The following is a 17,086-nucleotide window of genomic DNA, read 5'->3' as shown; positions in this document are numbered from 1 at the left end:
ATGTGTTAGGCGTGCCGCCAGCGTTCGTTCTGAGCCAGGATCAAACTCTCAAGTTGAAAAGCACTTACGCGCTTATCCTTGACGTTCGAACCTCTGCACATCACATCACATACCCGGCTAGGAATATGTGACGTTCTCTCTGTTTGATATGCTTTGGTAACCAAAGTTACCGAAAGCCGTACAAACAGTGAAGCTGACACTCAATCATCGCAACCAATCATAAGATTGATAACTATGAGCGCGATATACAGACGTTTGATCCATCGAACGAGGCCAAACCGCCCACATATCTCTTCAGTTCTATTCTATTGTCAAAAAGCGTTGAAGACAAAAATAACAGTGTGCGCCCAATCTCTTCGGCGCGCCCCGCCATCAGTACCTTCGGAATTTTCCCAACTTCAGAAGCAATCCGCTCCGTCCGCCGCCCCGTGTCTGCATCACTGCGTCTCCGGTAAGGGGGCTTTTAGTGTTACCTCCCGAGAGCCGCAAGCAGTTTTTTGACCTTTTGCAAAGTTTTTGTGAATTTCTGAATTTTACCGTGTTTTTAGACCTTTAGCGCAATTTCCGTTCGCGGACCTTGGGTCGCAATGCAATTTCATTAGCCTAAAGCAGACCATTAACCCTGATATGTTGATCGGCTGGCCTTATGCCCATGCCCCAACAAACAAAAAGGCCGTGAATCGCATTGGTCCACGGCCTCTTTTGTACGCATGAAATATGAATTCAGGCTGGAACCGTGCGTTTGGCCCATTGGATTCGCGCCGCGAGCAGTCCGAGGATCACCATAAGGTAGATGATCGGTTCGATTTGAAAGCCTTTCACCAGCCATAGGTAGTGGATCGCCCCCAATACAGCGATTGGATAAGTCAGCTTGTGCAACTTGCGCCATGCCGCCCCGCCCATTTTGCGCAGCGACATGTTGTTGGATGTCACGGCCAGTGGAATCATCATCACGAAGGACAACATACCAACCGTCACATAAGGCCGCTTCACGATCTCTTCCCACACACGGGCGAAAGACTGCACGTCCAAGAAAGCCCAAACGCTGAAGTGTGCGACGATATAGAAAAAGGTGGTCACACCCAGCGCACGGCGGAACTTCAGCAGATTAAGGCCCGCGTATTTACGCAATGGCGTCACGGCCAGTCCGGCTATCAGCAACTTCAGGCCAACGTCACCGTATTCACGTTCCAACGCGTTGATCGGTTCCGGCCCTAGCCCACCCGTCAGACCCAGATAGAACAGCCACGCAGCCCACGCAGCACCGACTATGTATATAGTCCATGCAGGAATGCGGCGGAGTGTGGTGTTCAAAGTATCGATCATCTGGGTCGCTTTCGGGTCTTTAGAATTTCTCGGACAGGTCCATGCCTTCGTAAAGGCTGGCGACCTCTTCTTCGTAGCCGTTGAACATCAAGGTGTCCTGACGCGCTGCGAATAAGCCGCCGCCGATCTTACGTTCGGATGCCTGTGACCAGCGCGGGTGGCTGACCTCTGGGTTCACGTTGGAATAGAAACCGTATTCACGCGCGTTGGCCTTGTTCCAGCTGGTTGGCGGTTCCTGATCTGTCAGGGTCATGCGGACGATGGATTTGATTGATTTAAAGCCGTACTTCCACGGGACAACCAAACGGATTGGCGCCCCGTTCTGGTTTGCAATTGGTTCGCCGTAGATTCCCGTCGCCATCAAGGTCAGCGGATGCATCGCCTCGTCCAGACGCAAACCTTCGACATATGGGAAGTCGAGAACACCGCGCTGTACTCCGATCATGTTCTCGGGCTGCACCACAGTTTCAAAGGCCACGTATTTCACTGACGACTGCACGCCCGCCTTATTCAGAATGTCCGCAAGTTCGACACCGTTCCACGGCACGACCATGGACCATGCTTCAACACAGCGGAAACGATAGATACGCTCTTCAACATCCAAACCGTCCATCAGATCGGCCAAAGCATATTCGCCCGGATTATCGACCATACCGTCGATAGTGATCTTCCAGTCTGCCGTATCAAGCTGATGGGCGTTCTGCGCTGGGTCTTCTTTGCCGGTCCCGAATTCATAGTAGTTATTGTAGCTCGTGATTTCTTCGAGCGTGTTTGGCGTCAGGTCTTCACCAGCGGCTTGGGCAGATGTGCCAACCAGACCAATCGCGCCCAGCCCGACTGTGCCTGCCAGAATTTGACGGCGGTTAAGGAATGCCGCCTTTGGCGTCACATCCGTGTGGGTCAGGTCGTTGGTCCAGCGATAAGCCATGCGTGTCTCCGATGATCATGCGTGTTGCATCTTAATTGGGGGTATATACGACGATTGTTAGGCAACATGTCTCACATTGCCGCCAATTCCTGAAACATATGGATATTTCAGCCGGATCTATCGCGCACAGATCACGAAAATTCACACAAGTGTGACTGGAAAACGCAGACGGCTCTGGCTTAGGCGAGCCGCATCCGAAGTCAAACCCATCGGCAGTATTCCCCGCATGATCCAACCGGATTTTGCCCCGTAAGAGTTTGTATTGCCAACAACGGCAGCAACCTGAATGGGAGAAATCAAATGCTTCGTAGAACATTTATTGCAACAGCAACTGCAGCCACATTGTCCACAGCGGCCTTCGCTGATGGTCATTCCATGGACATCGTTGACACAGCCGTCGCCAACGGTTCCTTCACAACACTCGTCGCGGCTGTTGAGGCCGCAGGTCTGGTTGATACGCTGAAAGGCGAAGGTCCATTTACCGTATTCGCCCCAACAGATGAAGCCTTCGCCGCACTGCCAGAGGGTACAGTCGAAGCACTGCTCGCCGATCCAGAAGCATTGGCCGGCATTCTGACGTACCACGTTGTCGCAGGTAAAGTGATGTCGACTGATCTGTCCGACGGCATGACGGCCGCAACCGTGAACGGCGCAGAGATCACAATCGGCACCGAAGGCGGCGTGACAGTAAACGATGCCAACGTTGTGGCGGCAGACGTCGAAGCATCCAACGGCGTCATTCACGTGTTGGACGCGGTGATCCTGCCACCAAGCTAAATCCAGCAGTAATGCTATGTGCATTCGGACCTCGCGGAAACGCGGGGTCCATCCCTTACAAGGTCGCCTGTCGCGTTAGGGTCTCTTATCGTCGGACCGCAATCGGCTGAACGTAACAGGCGTCATCCCTAAAAAGGATGCGATCAGCGTGTGCGTGAAAGTATTCTCGAATCCCGGATATGTTTCGCGAAACCAATGCAATCTATCTGCACCACCAAGTGCCGCAAGGCACCATTCCCGATCTGCTTTCTGACTAAGCGCCGCGCGCAACACACCATTGGCCCAGTTGCGTATCGGTTCTGATGAAATCATCAACTCTGTCAGCCGATCACTGTTGATCTGTGCAATGACCGCCTCCGACGTAGCTGAGATCGAAACCAGCGACATGCCGTTTCTCGTCCGCGCGATGTTCGGCGTGACGACGGTCGGCCCAACGTAAAACCCGACACAGACCTCTTTCCCCTCAGGATCGCAAATCCGGCTGACAAGACTGCCGTCCAGCAAGATGTATTCGTCGTTTGCCGGATCTTCCTGACGGGTGATGTGCGCACCGTTGCCCAGACGCGTCGTCGTCCAATTTGCAGCAAAGCGATCCGCGACAGCCACATCAGCTAAAGCATCGGACTGCACCAGAAACGTCCGTAAATCCATCTTAGCAAACCTTATCAAATGATAATGCGGCCTGTCGTGTCCGCGGGCCATATCTGGCACAAATAAAGGAGTTTACCAAATGACGACACGCAATCGCACCACACATATCGGCATCGCAGCAATTGGCTTTGGCCTGATTGGTGCTTTCATTTACCTTGTGATGATCAATATAACACTGGCCCATATCGAAGCCATTTCGGGGTACATCCCGTTCGACATGCGCCCCTTTGGCTACGACCTCATCGCCGCCGCGCATTTGTTGGACGGGCTCGGTCCGGATGGGCGGCACTATTATCTAACGCGGCAAATCCCGCTCGATACAGTTTACCCAGCCGTGCTTGCCGCGACATTGATAGCCACGATCATCCGGCTGGGACGCCGTATCGCCAACGATGGGCTGATCCGTTACGGCATCATCCTGTCCGTCGCATGCGCCCTATTCGATTATGCTGAAAACCTTGGCATCGTCGCGATGATATGGGGATGGCCCGACGTATCGACCACACTGGTTTTTGCGACAAGCACCGCCACGGTGCTGAAATCCATCGCCACGACAATGGCGGTGTGTGTAGTCATAGCGATCGGCGGCATTGCGGGCCTCAGCAGAAAACCGAAATTTCTTTAACCCGCAAAATGAAAACGGCCCCACGTGGGGGCCGTTTTTGTCTTAGTGAACGACAGCGTCATCCGGTTTGGGTCGTCCTGTCGGCGACACACGGTCCCCCACGATCAACCCATCCGTACCAGCACTGACCGATACATCCGATCCATCCAGCACATCACCAGCCAAGATCATCTCGGCCAGTTGGTCCTGTAAGGCGCGTTGGATCACACGCTTCAAAGGACGCGCACCAAACACCGGATCGTAGCCTTCGTCGGCGAGCCACTTCAGCGCGCCTTCATCCAGCGACAACGTGATGTTCCGCGATGCAAGACGCTTGTGCAAACGCCGCATCTGGATTTCGACGATGCCCGCCATGTCTTCACGTGCCAGCCGATCAAAGATGATCGTCTCGTCGAGACGGTTCAGGAATTCAGGCCGGAAATGCGCACGCACCGCGTCCATCACGTTCCGTTTCGCATCTGCCGCGTCTGCCCCATCGGGCAACTGCGACAAGGCCTGCGCCCCAAGGTTCGACGTCAGAATGATCAGCGTCTGCTTAAAGTCCACAGTCCGGCCCTGACCATCAGTCAGCATCCCGTCATCCAGAACCTGCAACAACACGTTGAACACATCCGGATGCGCCTTTTCGACTTCGTCGAACAGGACAACCTGATACGGACGCCGCCGCACAGCTTCGGTCAGAACACCGCCTTCGTCATAGCCAACATATCCCGGAGGCGCACCAATCAGGCGGGCCACCGCATGCTTTTCCATGAACTCGGACATATCGATCCGCACCATCGCGCTATCGTCGTCGAACAGATATTCGGCAACCGCTTTGGTAAGCTCCGTTTTACCGACACCCGTTGGTCCAAGGAATAGGAACGACCCAAGCGGGCGATCTTCATCATTCAGACCAGCACGCGACCGACGCACGGCATTGGCGACAGCCGTCACAGCCTGACGTTGACCAATCACGCGACGACCAAGTTCGTCTTCCATGCGCAACAGCTTGTCACGTTCACCTTCCAGCATCTTCGACGTTGGAATGCCGGTCCAGCGTTCGACAACCTGCGCGATTTGCTCAGGGCGCACGGCCTCTTCGACCATCATGTCTTCAGCGGCTTCGGTTTCCGACAACTTGCGTTCCAGATCAGGGATCACGCCATATGACAGTTCTCCGGCCTTGGCCAAGTTACCTTCACGCTTCGCGATATCCAGTTCGGCCCGTGCACGATCCAGCTGTTCCTTGACCTCACGGGTGCCTTCCAGCTTGTCCCGTTCAGCCTGCCATTTCGCCGTCATCTCTGACGCGCGGTCCTGCAGATCAGCCAGTTCCTTTTGCAGCTTTTCAAGACGGTCCACGGATGCGGCGTCGTCTTCTTTTTCCAAGGCCATCGCTTCGATCTGTAGCTGCATGATCTGACGATCAAGCGCGTCCAGTTCTTCGGGCTTGGAATCGACTTCCATCCGCAACCGCGACGCGGCCTCATCGACCAAATCAATGGCCTTATCCGGCAAGAACCGATCCGTGATATACCGATGCGACAATGTCGCCGCCGCCACCAAAGAACTGTCCGAAATCCGCACACCGTGGTGCAGTTCGTACTTCTCTTTAATACCACGCAGGATCGATACCGTGTCTTCGACGGTTGGTTCTTCGACGATCAAAGGCTGGAAACGACGCGCAAGGGCCGCGTCTTTTTCCACGTACTTGCGATATTCATCGAGGGTCGTCGCACCGATACAGTGCAGTTCGCCACGGGCCAGCGCAGGTTTGATCAGGTTGGCCGCATCCATCGCGCCGTCCGCCTTACCGGCACCAACAAGCGTGTGCATCTCGTCAATGAAAAGGATGATTTCGCCAGCGGCTGTTTCGATCTCTTTCAAAACCGCCTTAAGGCGTTCTTCAAATTCACCACGATACTTTGCACCAGCAATCAACGCGCCCATGTCCAAAGACATCAGACGTTTGTTACGCAGGCTTTCGGGCACGTCGCCATTGACGATCCGCAGGGCAAGCCCCTCGGCAATCGCTGTTTTACCAACGCCGGGTTCACCGATCAGCACTGGGTTATTCTTGGTCCGGCGCGACAGAACCTGCATCGACCGACGTATCTCTTCGTCGCGACCGATGATCGGGTCAATCTTACCTTCGCTGGCCGCCTCTGTCAGATCGCGGGCGTATTTGTTCAGCGCGTCAAACCCATCTTCGGCAGACGCACTATCAGCTGTGCGGCCTTTACGGATGTCATTGATCGTCGCGTTCAACGCTTTCGCATCAACGCCGCCCGCATCAAGCGCATCCTTGGCTTTCGATTTGATCATCACCAGCGCCATCAACAGCCGTTCGACAGTCACAAAGCTATCGCCCGCCTTTTCGGCCAGCTTTTCAGCCTCGGCCAGAATTTTGCCGGTGGTGGTGTCTATGTATACTTGTCCAGTGTCGCCACTGACGGCGGCAATCTTGGACACAGCCGTGTCAACGGACTGACGTACTACAGCCGCATCCGCACCCGATTTGTTGATCAGGTTCGCAGCAAGGCCTTCGCCGTCGTCCATCAAGGCTTTGAGTAGGTGTTCAGGTGTCAGCCGCTGATGGCTTTCACGCATTGCAATAGTCTGTGCAGCCTGAACAAAGCCGCGCGACCGCTCTGTGAACTTGTCAAGGTTCATGGGGTAATCTCCTCTAATAAGCGCCCTGACATTTGAAGTGCCCGACATCGCGGCACACCCCTGTTTGGGCCTCACAATTAAGATGGGGAGGAAACACGCAGCTTACAAGATTTCACGGCGAAAAATGGGGCAGTTTCGATTCAAGGGGGAATGCGTCGTGACCTTTCCCATGACATCCGCCAGTCGTTTTCCCCATATTGGTTGCAGGAGAACGAGATCATGTCCAACACCTGCCAACACAAAGACGCGTCGACCCCGCGACGCATTTTCCCTCTCACGCCAGAAATGGTGCGGCAGTTGTTTGCAGATCAAGCCTCTGAGCTGCGAAAGGCCGATCAAAACGGTCAAAGCAGAGCGGCGTAGATTAATAGTTTGGCCTGTTCCCATGTTGGGTGGCCATTAGTAACGATTACGGCGGTTAATGTACGAAAGGTGCGGTCCTTCCCAAGGGACTGCACCTTTTTCGTTTGGAACCCACTAATTCAGGCCAAAACGTTGACCATTCGGGCCTTTTGCTTCAATCGCTGGAAAACCAGATGAAGGATAGCCCGATGACCCTGCCCGCTGATGACCGCCTGATTGTTGCAATGGATGTGCCAAACGTGGTTGCGGGCCTGCAGTTGGCGGATCAACTGGGCGACAGCGTCAGCTTTTACAAAATCGGTCTGGGCATGTTGACCGGCGGCGGTCTGGCCCTTGCGAACGAACTGAAGCAGGAACGCGGCAAACGCATCTTTCTGGACATGAAATTCTTCGACATCGGCGCAACGGTCGAAGCGGCGGTGCGGGGAATCGCACAATACGATCTCGATTTCCTGACCGTGCATGGCGATCCTTACGTGGTCAAAGCAGCCAAAGAAGGCGCTGCAGGCACCGATCTAAAGATCCTCGCTGTAACAATTCTGACCTCTTTGGACCGTGATGACCTGAATGGGGCCATGTTCAAAGACGGATTAATCCCCGATTTGGTGCAAGAACGTGCCGGCCGCGCGATGGAAGCTGGCGCTGACGGCGTTATTTCATCGCCACAAGAAGCAGGGCTGATCCGCGGCCTTCCGCAGGCTGCTGGTAAACTGATCGTGACACCTGGTGTACGCCCTGTTGGCGCCGACCTTGGCGATCAAAAACGGGTCACAACCCCTGCACAGGCTATCGCAAACGGCGCAGACCACGTGGTTGTTGGTCGCCCGGTATGGCGTGCCGAAAACCCGTTGGAAGCGACACAATCGATTCTATCCGAGATGGCATCACCGCAGGCTGAATCGCCAAATCACTAAGATACGGCGCGCGTCACGCCAACTCGACGCACAATAAAATCCATATATTTCAATGCGATTTCGAAAAATCACGCCGATTCACGTCGGCGTGACGCCCCTTTCGGAACCTTTTTGCGATTCCTAAGTTGTTAGCACAAGCAATGACAAGGAAGAGTCAAATGCAGATCAGAGACCTACGGTATAATGAGCGGCTTCGTGCCTTTGAAGCATCTGTTGATGTTGTTCAGAACGATCGCCGCCTTCGGTTTCCACTGACCGTCTTCGGGCCAACCTCCCTAAGCCCCAAGATCATCAATGCGAACCTGTATCGCCAAGCAGCCCACAAAGCCGCGACACACTGATCCACAGTTCTTCCCACCACTCACGATTGCCGCACCTTGCGGCCCCCACGAAGGAAAAAGACCATGAACATTAGCCTCGGAGACGTACGTTACAACGCAACAGCAGGTGCCTTTGAGGCCCGCGTAGATATCGCGCGCGGCACATCGACATTCCGCTACCCGTGTTCTGTTGCTGGTCCGGTGACGATGGATATGGACCAAGTTCGTGACGGCCTGAAACGCCGTGCGATGCGGATGTCAGACACAAGCCCAGACCTGATGTCCCACATCTAAAAGTTTACCCTGCCGGTCGACCGATAGCTTTTGCCCTGTCCCCCTCGCAAAGCTGCCTCCCACGGTACGACCATCCCCTGCCCGGCGCTTAACGCGTCGGGCTTTTTTTCGGGAAACGGCGTCGGGATTAGTTGTCGTTGATATCCGTGTCGAAAAACGTGGCCTGTCCAGTTTTCAAACCAAACATCCAGCGCAAACCAAGATAGGCGGCTAGCGACAAGGCAGCGAAAACGACCAGCGTAATAGGCAAGCTGAGCCCAGCCAACCCGACCAACAGCAGCCCACCGACGACAAATGCGCCCATCGCGAAGCCCAAGAAGATGTAACCGGGAATGATCACTTCGGCAGTTGCCAACAACAGCGCTGCCGACATCCAAACCCACCATTGTTCATGCAACATGTTACTTCCCTTTCAACATACTAAACGCGTTACCGAATGCCTCTAGCGCGTTGGCTGGCAGTACGATCGTCTGCTTGCCCTCACCAGCACCCAGCGCGTTCAACGCTTCGACCTGTTTCAGCGCGACCTGATACTGGGCCGCTTCCAGCCCGTTTTCGGCAATCGCCACAGCAACCACTTGGGTTGCATATGCTTCGGCATCCGCGCTCAAGCGGCGTGCTTTTGCGGCCTGATCAGCGGCATAAAGATCCGCATCCGCCTGCAATTCGACCGCACGTTTCAGGCCTTCAGCTTCGGTCACCTGCGCGCGACGTGCACGTTCAGCGTTCAACTGCTGCAACATCGCCGCGCGGGTCGCCGCATCAAGGTTCACGTCCAGAATTTCGGCACGCGTCACTTCGATACCCCAATCATCAACCTGTTGGGCAACCTGCGCACGCACCGCGTCAATCAATGTGGCACGGTTTGCTTGCACCTGATCCAGCTCCATCCGGCCAATTTCTGACCGCACGATCCCTGCGACTGTTGTGGAAATCGCGGCATCCACATCGCGGATACGGTAAACTGTCTTTTCTGGCTCGATGATCCGGTAAAACACGGATGTTTCGACCTGGACCAACACGTTGTCAGACGTGATCGCGTCCTGCGTCATCGCGGGCAACTGGCGTTCCAGAACGCTGACTTTGTGACGCACGCGGTCCAGAAAAGGCACGATAAAGTTGATGCCTGGCCCAAGCACGGACCGCAGACGTCCCAGCCGCTCTACAACAAACTTTTCAGACTGCGGCACGATCCGCACGCCAGCAAGAATGCAGACGACGATAAAGATCGCCAGCAAGACAAAAACAATATTTTCGCCCAATAAACCAAGAACAACGTCTTCAAATGACATGTGGATACCCTTTTGTAATTGGTATCCACATAGGCATTCGTCAGCCCATTTTCAATTCACCACTAAGGGTTGTGTCGATCTGTGGCTTCTGAAACGCATCCGCAACGGTCCCACCAATCAGGTCCGCGGTAGCAGCACTTAACGTCCAACCAAGGTGGCCGTGACCCGTGTTGTAAAACACGCGCTCAGACCGCCCACGCCCCACACGCGGCATCATGTTTGGCATCATCGGACGCAGGCCCGCCCACGGCACAACACTTTCGGTGCTGATATCGGGGAAGTGCGTTTCGACCCATTCGGTCAATGGCCGCACGCGGTCAGCGCGAATGTCACGGTTTTCGCCGTTAAACTCAGCCGTTCCTGCAACGCGGAACCGGTCAACGCCCAACCGCGATGTCACGATCTTGGCCTTATCATCCAGCAACGACACATTCGGCGCACCGGCCTGCGATACCGCATCCGGCAGATTCACCGTGATCGAATAGCCCTTCACAGGATAGACATTCACACGGTCGCCAAGTTTTTTCGCAATCGCACGTGATCCGACACCTGCGGTCACAACCACACCGTCAAAACGGTCTTCACCCTGCGCACGAATCGTCACCGCTTCGGCGTCTGAACGCACGTCCGTGACCGCATGGCCTAGCTTGAACGTCACACCTTGCCGCTTCAGCCAATCCGCCAAACCAACAGTGAATTTATGAATGTCGCCTGTGCTATCGCTTTCAGTCCAGAACCCGCCAAGGATATCACCGCGCAGCGTTGGTTCTTTCGCCAATACTTCGTCCGGTGTCAGTTCCGTTCGTGTCAAACCACCCTGCGCCAGCAATCCATTCACGCGCCGCGCGTGATCTAGGTCTTTCTGAGTCTTATAAAAATGCAGGATACCCGCAGGCGTGAAATCGAAATCAACACCAGTGTGATCCGCCATCTCGGCCAGCCCAGCGCGTGCGGCGACGGCCAGTTTGGTTGTCGCAATCGTGTTCGACTTGTAGCGCGGGATATTGCCCAGAAATTCCGCCATCCAAGAGATTTTGTGCCACTGCGGCATCGGATTCACGGACAGCGGCGCGTCGGCCTGCAACATCCATTTGATCCCTTTCAGGACCGTGGACCATTGGTTCCAAACTTCGGCGTTCGACGCAGATAACTGACCGCCATTGGCAAAGCTGGTTTCCATCGCAGCATAACGCTGGCGGTCATAGACGGTGACGTCGAAGCCACGTTTGTGAAGGGAATAAGCAGTGGTGACACCAGTGACACCGGCACCAAGGATCGCAATATGAGGCATGGCAAAATCTCCGCCATTGGACGCTGTCGCGTCGTGCCCCCGCCGTCTGTGGACCTGAGAGATTCACCCAATCTGGGCTTGCTCCTTCGGCGGACCATCTAAGGTCTCTCTTCGGCGTGTTATGCCCTGCACCGGTCCATTTGCCTGAGAGTGACCGGGGCGGTTGCTCCTTCGGCGACGGACCCAACCGGCTCTCCCGGTGCGGACGTCATGCGGGTTTCGTATCGGAAACTTACGTTCCGATCAAATGAATTCAACTCATAATCATGTGAAAATGCGCGATAGCCTATGCAGCCCCCCAGCCGCCGCCGCCCGGTGATTTCAAAATAAACGTCGCCTCCGCAGGCAGCTCAATCTCGTCGTTCCCTTTCAACGCAACAACTGTCCCGTCCGGCATCCGTGCGCTGTTCTCACCCGGCAAGGCATCTCCGCCATCGTTCGCCCCGAACGGCGGCACGACCCGGTGCGAACACAGCGTCGTCACGGTCACGGGCGTCAGGAACGTCAATTCCCGCAGCGATCCATGCCCGCCGCGATATTGCCCCGCTCCACCGGACCCTTCCCTGATCCCAAAAGTATCCAGCCGCACCGGGAACCGTTTTTCCAAAATCTCGGGGTCCGTCATTAGCGTGTTTGTCATATGGGTTTGCACTGCGTCGCACCCTTGGAAACCCGGCCCGGCCCCGGTCCCACCTGCAATAGTTTCATAGTTCTGGAAATCGTCGTTGCCCCAGATGAAGTTGTTCATCGTCGCCTGCGAACAGGCCATCGTGCCCAGCGCCCCGTAAAGCGCGTTGCATGCGGCTTGCGACACTTCGGTATTGCCCGCGATCACCGCTGCTGGGTAGCTCGGGTTCAGCATCGTTCCCTCTGGCGTGATGATCGTGATCGGCTCTAAACACCCTTCGTTCAATGGGATATTGCTGCCAACCAACGTGCGGAACACATACAGCACCACAGCACGACAAACCGCAAACGGCGCGTTGTAATTGCCGCTATGCTGCGCACTGGTGCCTGTGAAATCGACGGTGGCGTGGCGGTTGGCTTGGTCAACAGTCACGTTGACCTTGATGTGCTGGCCCTCGTCCATCGCGTAGTCAAATGAGCCGCCTTCAAGCGTATCAATCACGCGCCGCACGGATTCGGCAGCGTTATCCTGCACGTGGCCCATGTAGGCGGTCACAACGTCCGGCCCATAGGTTTCGCAGACTTTCAGCAGCGCCTGACGGCCTGTCTCGTTCGCCGCAACTTGGGCTTTCAGATCAGCCATGTTTTGCGGGATGTTACGGCAGGGGTATTTCCCCGATGCAAGCACGGCCTCTGCCTCATCCGCCAACAACCGCCCGCCGCGCACAAGCTGCACGTTATCAATCAGCACGCCTTCGTCTTCGATATGTGTGCTGTCAGGCGGTCCCGACCCCGGTGTGCGCCCACCGATATCAGCGTGGTGGCCCCGAGAGCCGAGCCAGAACGCAGCCTTCCCATCCACAAACACAGGCGTCACAACAGTCACATCCGGCAAATGCGTCCCGCCGTTGTAGGGCGAATTCAGCATATATGCGTCGCCCTCTGCCGCGTCAGGGTTCAGACGCATCACGGTTTTAATACTGTCAGACATTGACCCAAGATGCACAGGCACATGCGGTGCGTTCGCCACCAGATCACCGTTCGCATCGAAAATCGCACAAGAAAAATCGAGCCGTTCCTTGATGTTCACCGACCAAGACGTATTCGCAAGCGTGGCCCCCATCTGATCCGCGACAGACATGAACAGGTTCGACATGACCTCTAGCACGATCGGGTCGGCCTTCGTGCCAGCGGCAGGCGGACGATGTGCGGCCCCTTCACGGGTCAAGATCAGGTTGCCAGCATCATCAATTGCACCGAACCAGCCGGGTTCGATCATATTGGTCCCAGTCGGTTCCAACACAATCGCGGGGCCTTGGATTTTCGCGCCAACACCAAGCGTCGTGCGATCATAAAGCGGCACATCAATCTGCGTATCAAAAGCCACAGGCGTGTGGGCAATCGGGTCCGCAGTCATGCTGCCAGACACGACAGGCGCAGGCGGCGTGACAGCACCACCAATCGCCTCTGCACTGATCATATCAAAGACAATAGCGCGTTCTGGCGATGTGAAACCGAAACGTTGTTGGTGCGCGGCCTCGAACGCGGCTTGCATCGCGGCGGGGGTGTCAAACGGCACCTCAAGCGGTTGGTGCGATCCGTCATACCGCAGATGCGCGCGCGCCTCGGTCGTGATGTCGGACACACCTTGATTGCGGACTTCAGCCTCTGCTTCGTCACGTAGCGCGGTCAAAGCAGTCTTTGCGGCGGCAGTATCCTCAAGCGGCACATCCAATTGCACCTCACGCAAGGCCCTGATTTCAGCCAATCCCATCCCGAAGGCGGACAAAACGCCTGCGTGGGGGTGGACAAAAACGCGGCTCATGCCCAGCGCATCAGCGACCAGACACGCATGTTGACCACCCGCACCGCCGAAACATTGCAGCGTATAGCCCGTCACATCATGTCCGCGCTGCACCGAGATTTTCTTGATCGCGTTGGCCATGTTATCAACGGCAATCCGCAGGAAACCACGTGCGATTTCCTCGGCTGTGCCGGGGTTCTCTCCAGTCTCTTGCGTGACCGTTTCGATGAGGTCAGCGAACCTTGCCACCACAGCATCGCGATCCAGCGGCTGATCACCCTTGGGACCAAACACGGCAGGGAAATGATCCGGCGACAGTTTGCCCAGCATCACGTTGCAATCGGTCACGGTCAGCGGACCGCCACGGCGGTAACAGGCAGGCCCCGGATCGGCGCCCGCGCTTTCCGGTCCGACCTGAAAACGACCATCGCGGAAGGTACAGATCGACCCACCGCCCGCAGCCACCGTATGAATATCCATCATCGGGGCGCGCATGCGCACACCTGCGACTTCGGTCTCGAAACTACGTTCATAGTTGCCCGCATAGTGACTGACGTCTGTGGATGTGCCGCCCATGTCGAAGCCGATCAGCTTTTCATGCCCAGCGAGTTCAGCCGTTTTCACCATACCGACGATCCCGCCAGCAGGCCCCGACAGAATCGCATCCTTACCTTGGAACAGCGACGCATCGGTCAGACCGCCCGAGGATTGCATGAACAACAACCGCCCACAGACGCGGCCAACATCAAGCGCCCCTGCGACCTGATCCACATAACGACGTAAGATCGGAGATAGGTAAGCATCCACCACAGTCGTATCGCCACGGGACACAAGTTTCGCCAGCCGCGATGTGGCATAACTGGTCGAGATTTGGGTGAATCCGATTTCACGGGCAATATCCGTCGCCGCATCTTCATGCACAGGGTTCAGGTAACCGTGCAGAAACGCAATCGCGACAGCCCGCAGCCCATCGTCGAACGCCGCTTGCAACGCACCACGCACAGCATCCAGATCAATCGGCATAACAACACCGCCACCTGCATCCAACCGCTCAGGGATTTCAGCGACAGTCTGGTACAGCAGTTCAGGGCGTTTAATCTCAAGATCGAACAGCTTGGGTCGGTTTTGATAGCCAATCTGTAAAAGATCACCGAATCCTTTGGTGATCAGCAGCAACACGTCTTCGCCTTTGCGTTCCAACAGCGCATTGGTTGCAACAGTCGTCCCCATCTTCACCGCGCGAATCGATCCTGCTTCAGGCGTATTGGTACCCATTAGGTCTTTGATGCCCTGCACAGCCGCATCGACATAGCGTTCGGGGTTTTCGGACAGCAATTTATGGGTCTTGATCTGACCATCAGGGGCTTGCGCCACGACATCCGTAAAGGTGCCACCACGATCAATCCAGAATTCCCATTGTTTGGCTGTCATACTGGCCCCCATTTGCTTTGAAATTGTTGTAGGGGGCAGTGCGTCGTAAGGAAAGCGCAGAACAATGTCAGAATCGGTTTGACACCCTCGGGCGCATTGCGTAATCGGTCCCTCGTTGGCGCGGTAGCTCAGTTGGTTAGAGCGATCGACTCATAATCGATAGGTCGGGAGTTCAAGTCTCCCCCACGCCACCACAACACCACCCCATATTATTACCCCAATAGACGAGACAGATTTGAGTTCGTCCGGTGACGATGTGTCGATTGGGGGCCAGCCCCCAAGCCCCCGAGATATTTATGACCAAAAGAATTGCGCAGGGCTTTCCTCGGTTCGGCTCCGTCGCTAGCGTCGTGCCGAGACACTGCCTGGGGGAACGTCATGGCAATTTTGAACGATCTGAAGGATGCAATCGGTGCAGATTATGTCCTAACCGGCGATGACACCGAAAAATGGCAAAGCGACTGGACAGGTGATTACGAACTGAAACCCGCTGTCGTCGTCCGACCTGGATCAACAGCAGAGGTCGCCGCAATTCTACGGATCGCCAATGCCGCGGATTTTTCGGTTGTTCCGGTGTCCGGCAACACCGGCCTGACCGGGGCCACGTCGAACAACGGCGCGATCATGTTGTCGGTTGATCGGCTGAACGCTGTCCGCAAAGTTGACCCTGATGCGCGGTCCATGACGGTCGAGGCCGGTGTGATCCTGTCAGCGATGCATGACGCCGCAGACGCCCACGATCTGATCTTTCCGCTGACGTTTGGCGCCCGCGGCAGTGCGATGATTGGCGGGGCCTTGTCTACCAACGCAGGTGGGTCGAATGTTTTGCGCTACGGGAACACCCGCGATTTATGTCTGGGCGTCGAAGTTGTGTTAGCCGACGGGCGCATCATGAACCTGATGAGCGAACTGCATAAAGATAACTCCGGTCTGAACCTGCGCAATCTTGTCATCGGCGCGGAAGGAACTTTGGGTGTCATCACAGCCGCCGTCATGAAGCTGTTTCCAAAACCCAAAGCCTACGCAACTGCCATGGTCGCGGTTCCGACGATTGAAGACGGCCTGGCCCTGCTTAATCACGTCCAAGACGCAACTGGTGGCGCTGTTGAGGCGTTCGAATATATGCCGCGCCCTTACATTGAACGGCATCTCGAAAGGGGCAAGAACCCGCGCGAACCTTTCGACGATCAATACGACGTCAATGTCATGATCGAAGTTGGGGCCACGTCTCCCAAAGATGCGACACCAGCAGAAGACGGCACGGTTCCTGTCGTCGCCCTTTTAGAAAACACATTGGGTGCGATGTTCGAAGACGGTCGCGTCCTAGACGCCGTTGTCGCGCAGAACGAAGCCCAACGCCGCGAAATGTGGGAGCGCCGCGAAGCCGCTGGCGAAATCCTGTTCGATCCGGGTCTTTGCGTGAACACCGATATCGCGGTCCCCCTTAGCGCCGTTGGCCCTGCGTTGCGGTCCATCACCAAACGGTTGCAAGCGCTTGACCCAGACGTCCATGAAATCATCGTGTCCCATTTGGGCGACGGCAACATCCACCACACCGCTTATCCGCGCCGTAATGACCCTGATGTCATGCTGGCGATGGTCGAAGCCGTTGAAGACGCAGTGCAGGAATTCGGCGGGTCGTTCAGCGCCGAACATGGCGTCGGCAAATCGAAACTGGACACGATGCGCAGGCGCAAAGACCCTGTCGCGCTTGACGTTATGCGGTCCATCAAGACCGCCCTTGACCCAAAAGGCATAATGAACCCCGGCAAGGTGATCCCAAGCTAA

14 protein-coding genes, 1 tRNA gene, 1 rRNA gene and 1 riboswitch (1 of these 17 only partly in view) are annotated in these 17,086 nt (G+C 55.8%); of the genes, 7 read left to right on the top strand and 9 right to left on the bottom strand.

Going from position 1 to position 17,086, the window contains the following annotated elements; translation table 11 throughout:
* The 3 genes from K3729_03780 to msrP form a co-directional block, all read right to left on the bottom strand.
* Positions 1-56, bottom strand: a 16S ribosomal RNA gene (locus tag K3729_03780) (it extends 1,407 nt beyond the left edge of the window).
* Between the two features lie 667 nt (positions 57-723).
* Complete coding sequence (gene msrQ / locus K3729_03775) at positions 724-1,326, bottom strand: protein-methionine-sulfoxide reductase heme-binding subunit MsrQ (protein ID UWQ99922.1); 603 nt, start codon at positions 1,324-1,326, stop codon at positions 724-726.
* A 19-nt stretch (positions 1,327-1,345) separates the two neighbouring features.
* Entirely contained in the window at positions 1,346-2,254 is a 909-nt protein-coding gene (gene msrP / locus K3729_03770; protein UWQ99921.1) for a protein-methionine-sulfoxide reductase catalytic subunit MsrP, read from the bottom strand.
* A 300-nt stretch (positions 2,255-2,554) separates the two neighbouring features.
* On the opposite strand from msrP, the gene K3729_03765 reads away from it, so the two are divergent.
* On the top strand, positions 2,555-3,031 hold the full coding sequence (locus K3729_03765) for a fasciclin domain-containing protein (GenBank protein ID UWQ99920.1): 477 nt from the start codon (positions 2,555-2,557) through the stop codon (positions 3,029-3,031).
* 75 nt (positions 3,032-3,106) lie between these two features.
* On the opposite strand, the gene K3729_03760 is transcribed toward K3729_03765, so the two are convergent.
* A complete protein-coding gene (locus tag K3729_03760) occupies positions 3,107-3,682 on the bottom strand; it encodes a Crp/Fnr family transcriptional regulator (protein ID UWQ99919.1) in 576 nt (191 codons plus the stop codon).
* 79 nt (positions 3,683-3,761) lie between these two features.
* Between K3729_03760 and K3729_03755 the strand changes: the two genes are divergently transcribed.
* Complete coding sequence (locus K3729_03755; protein ID UWQ99918.1) at positions 3,762-4,307, top strand: hypothetical protein; 546 nt, start codon at positions 3,762-3,764, stop codon at positions 4,305-4,307.
* Between the two features lie 42 nt (positions 4,308-4,349).
* Here K3729_03755 and clpB read toward each other — a convergent pair whose 3' ends face one another.
* Positions 4,350-6,962, bottom strand: coding sequence for an ATP-dependent chaperone ClpB (gene clpB, locus K3729_03750; GenBank protein UWQ99917.1), 2,613 nt, complete (start codon positions 6,960-6,962; stop codon positions 4,350-4,352).
* Between the two features lie 551 nt (positions 6,963-7,513).
* Between clpB and pyrF the strand changes: the two genes are divergently transcribed.
* The 3 genes from pyrF (at position 7,514) to K3729_03735 (ending at position 8,853) form a co-directional block, all read left to right on the top strand.
* On the top strand, positions 7,514-8,239 hold the full coding sequence (gene pyrF / locus K3729_03745) for an orotidine-5'-phosphate decarboxylase (protein ID UWQ99916.1): 726 nt from the start codon (positions 7,514-7,516) through the stop codon (positions 8,237-8,239).
* A gap of 158 nt (positions 8,240-8,397) precedes the next feature.
* Positions 8,398-8,580, top strand: a complete 183-nt coding sequence (locus K3729_03740; GenBank protein ID UWQ99915.1) for an orotidine 5'-phosphate decarboxylase — start codon at positions 8,398-8,400, stop codon at positions 8,578-8,580.
* A 63-nt stretch (positions 8,581-8,643) separates the two neighbouring features.
* On the top strand, positions 8,644-8,853 hold the full coding sequence (locus K3729_03735) for an orotidine 5'-phosphate decarboxylase (protein ID UWQ99914.1): 210 nt from the start codon (positions 8,644-8,646) through the stop codon (positions 8,851-8,853).
* Between the two features lie 127 nt (positions 8,854-8,980).
* Here K3729_03735 and K3729_03730 read toward each other — a convergent pair whose 3' ends face one another.
* From K3729_03730 to K3729_03715, 4 genes are all read right to left on the bottom strand, one after another.
* A complete protein-coding gene (locus K3729_03730; protein UWQ99913.1) occupies positions 8,981-9,253 on the bottom strand; it encodes a hypothetical protein in 273 nt (90 codons plus the stop codon).
* Position 9,254: 1 nt separating this feature from the next.
* On the bottom strand, positions 9,255-10,145 hold the full coding sequence (locus tag K3729_03725; GenBank protein UWQ99912.1) for an SPFH/Band 7/PHB domain protein: 891 nt from the start codon (positions 10,143-10,145) through the stop codon (positions 9,255-9,257).
* A 40-nt stretch (positions 10,146-10,185) separates the two neighbouring features.
* The gene (locus K3729_03720; GenBank protein UWQ99911.1) at positions 10,186-11,436 is read right to left on the bottom strand and encodes a D-amino acid dehydrogenase; all 1,251 of its coding nucleotides are present in this window, start codon (positions 11,434-11,436) and stop codon (positions 10,186-10,188) included.
* A gap of 32 nt (positions 11,437-11,468) precedes the next feature.
* Positions 11,469-11,561, bottom strand: a riboswitch (glycine riboswitch).
* 161 nt (positions 11,562-11,722) lie between these two features.
* The gene (locus K3729_03715; GenBank protein UWQ99910.1) at positions 11,723-15,298 is read right to left on the bottom strand and encodes a hydantoinase B/oxoprolinase family protein; all 3,576 of its coding nucleotides are present in this window, start codon (positions 15,296-15,298) and stop codon (positions 11,723-11,725) included.
* Positions 15,299-15,415: 117 nt separating this feature from the next.
* Here K3729_03715 and K3729_03710 point away from each other — a divergent pair.
* Positions 15,416-15,492, top strand: a tRNA-Met gene (locus tag K3729_03710).
* A 184-nt stretch (positions 15,493-15,676) separates the two neighbouring features.
* Complete coding sequence (locus K3729_03705) at positions 15,677-17,086, top strand: FAD-binding oxidoreductase (protein ID UWQ99909.1); 1,410 nt, start codon at positions 15,677-15,679, stop codon at positions 17,084-17,086.

The organism is Rhodobacteraceae bacterium S2214 (genome assembly GCA_025141675.1).
Classification (GTDB): Bacteria; Pseudomonadota; Alphaproteobacteria; order Rhodobacterales; family Rhodobacteraceae; genus Yoonia.
This window is presented reverse-complemented; position numbering and strand designations above follow the sequence as displayed.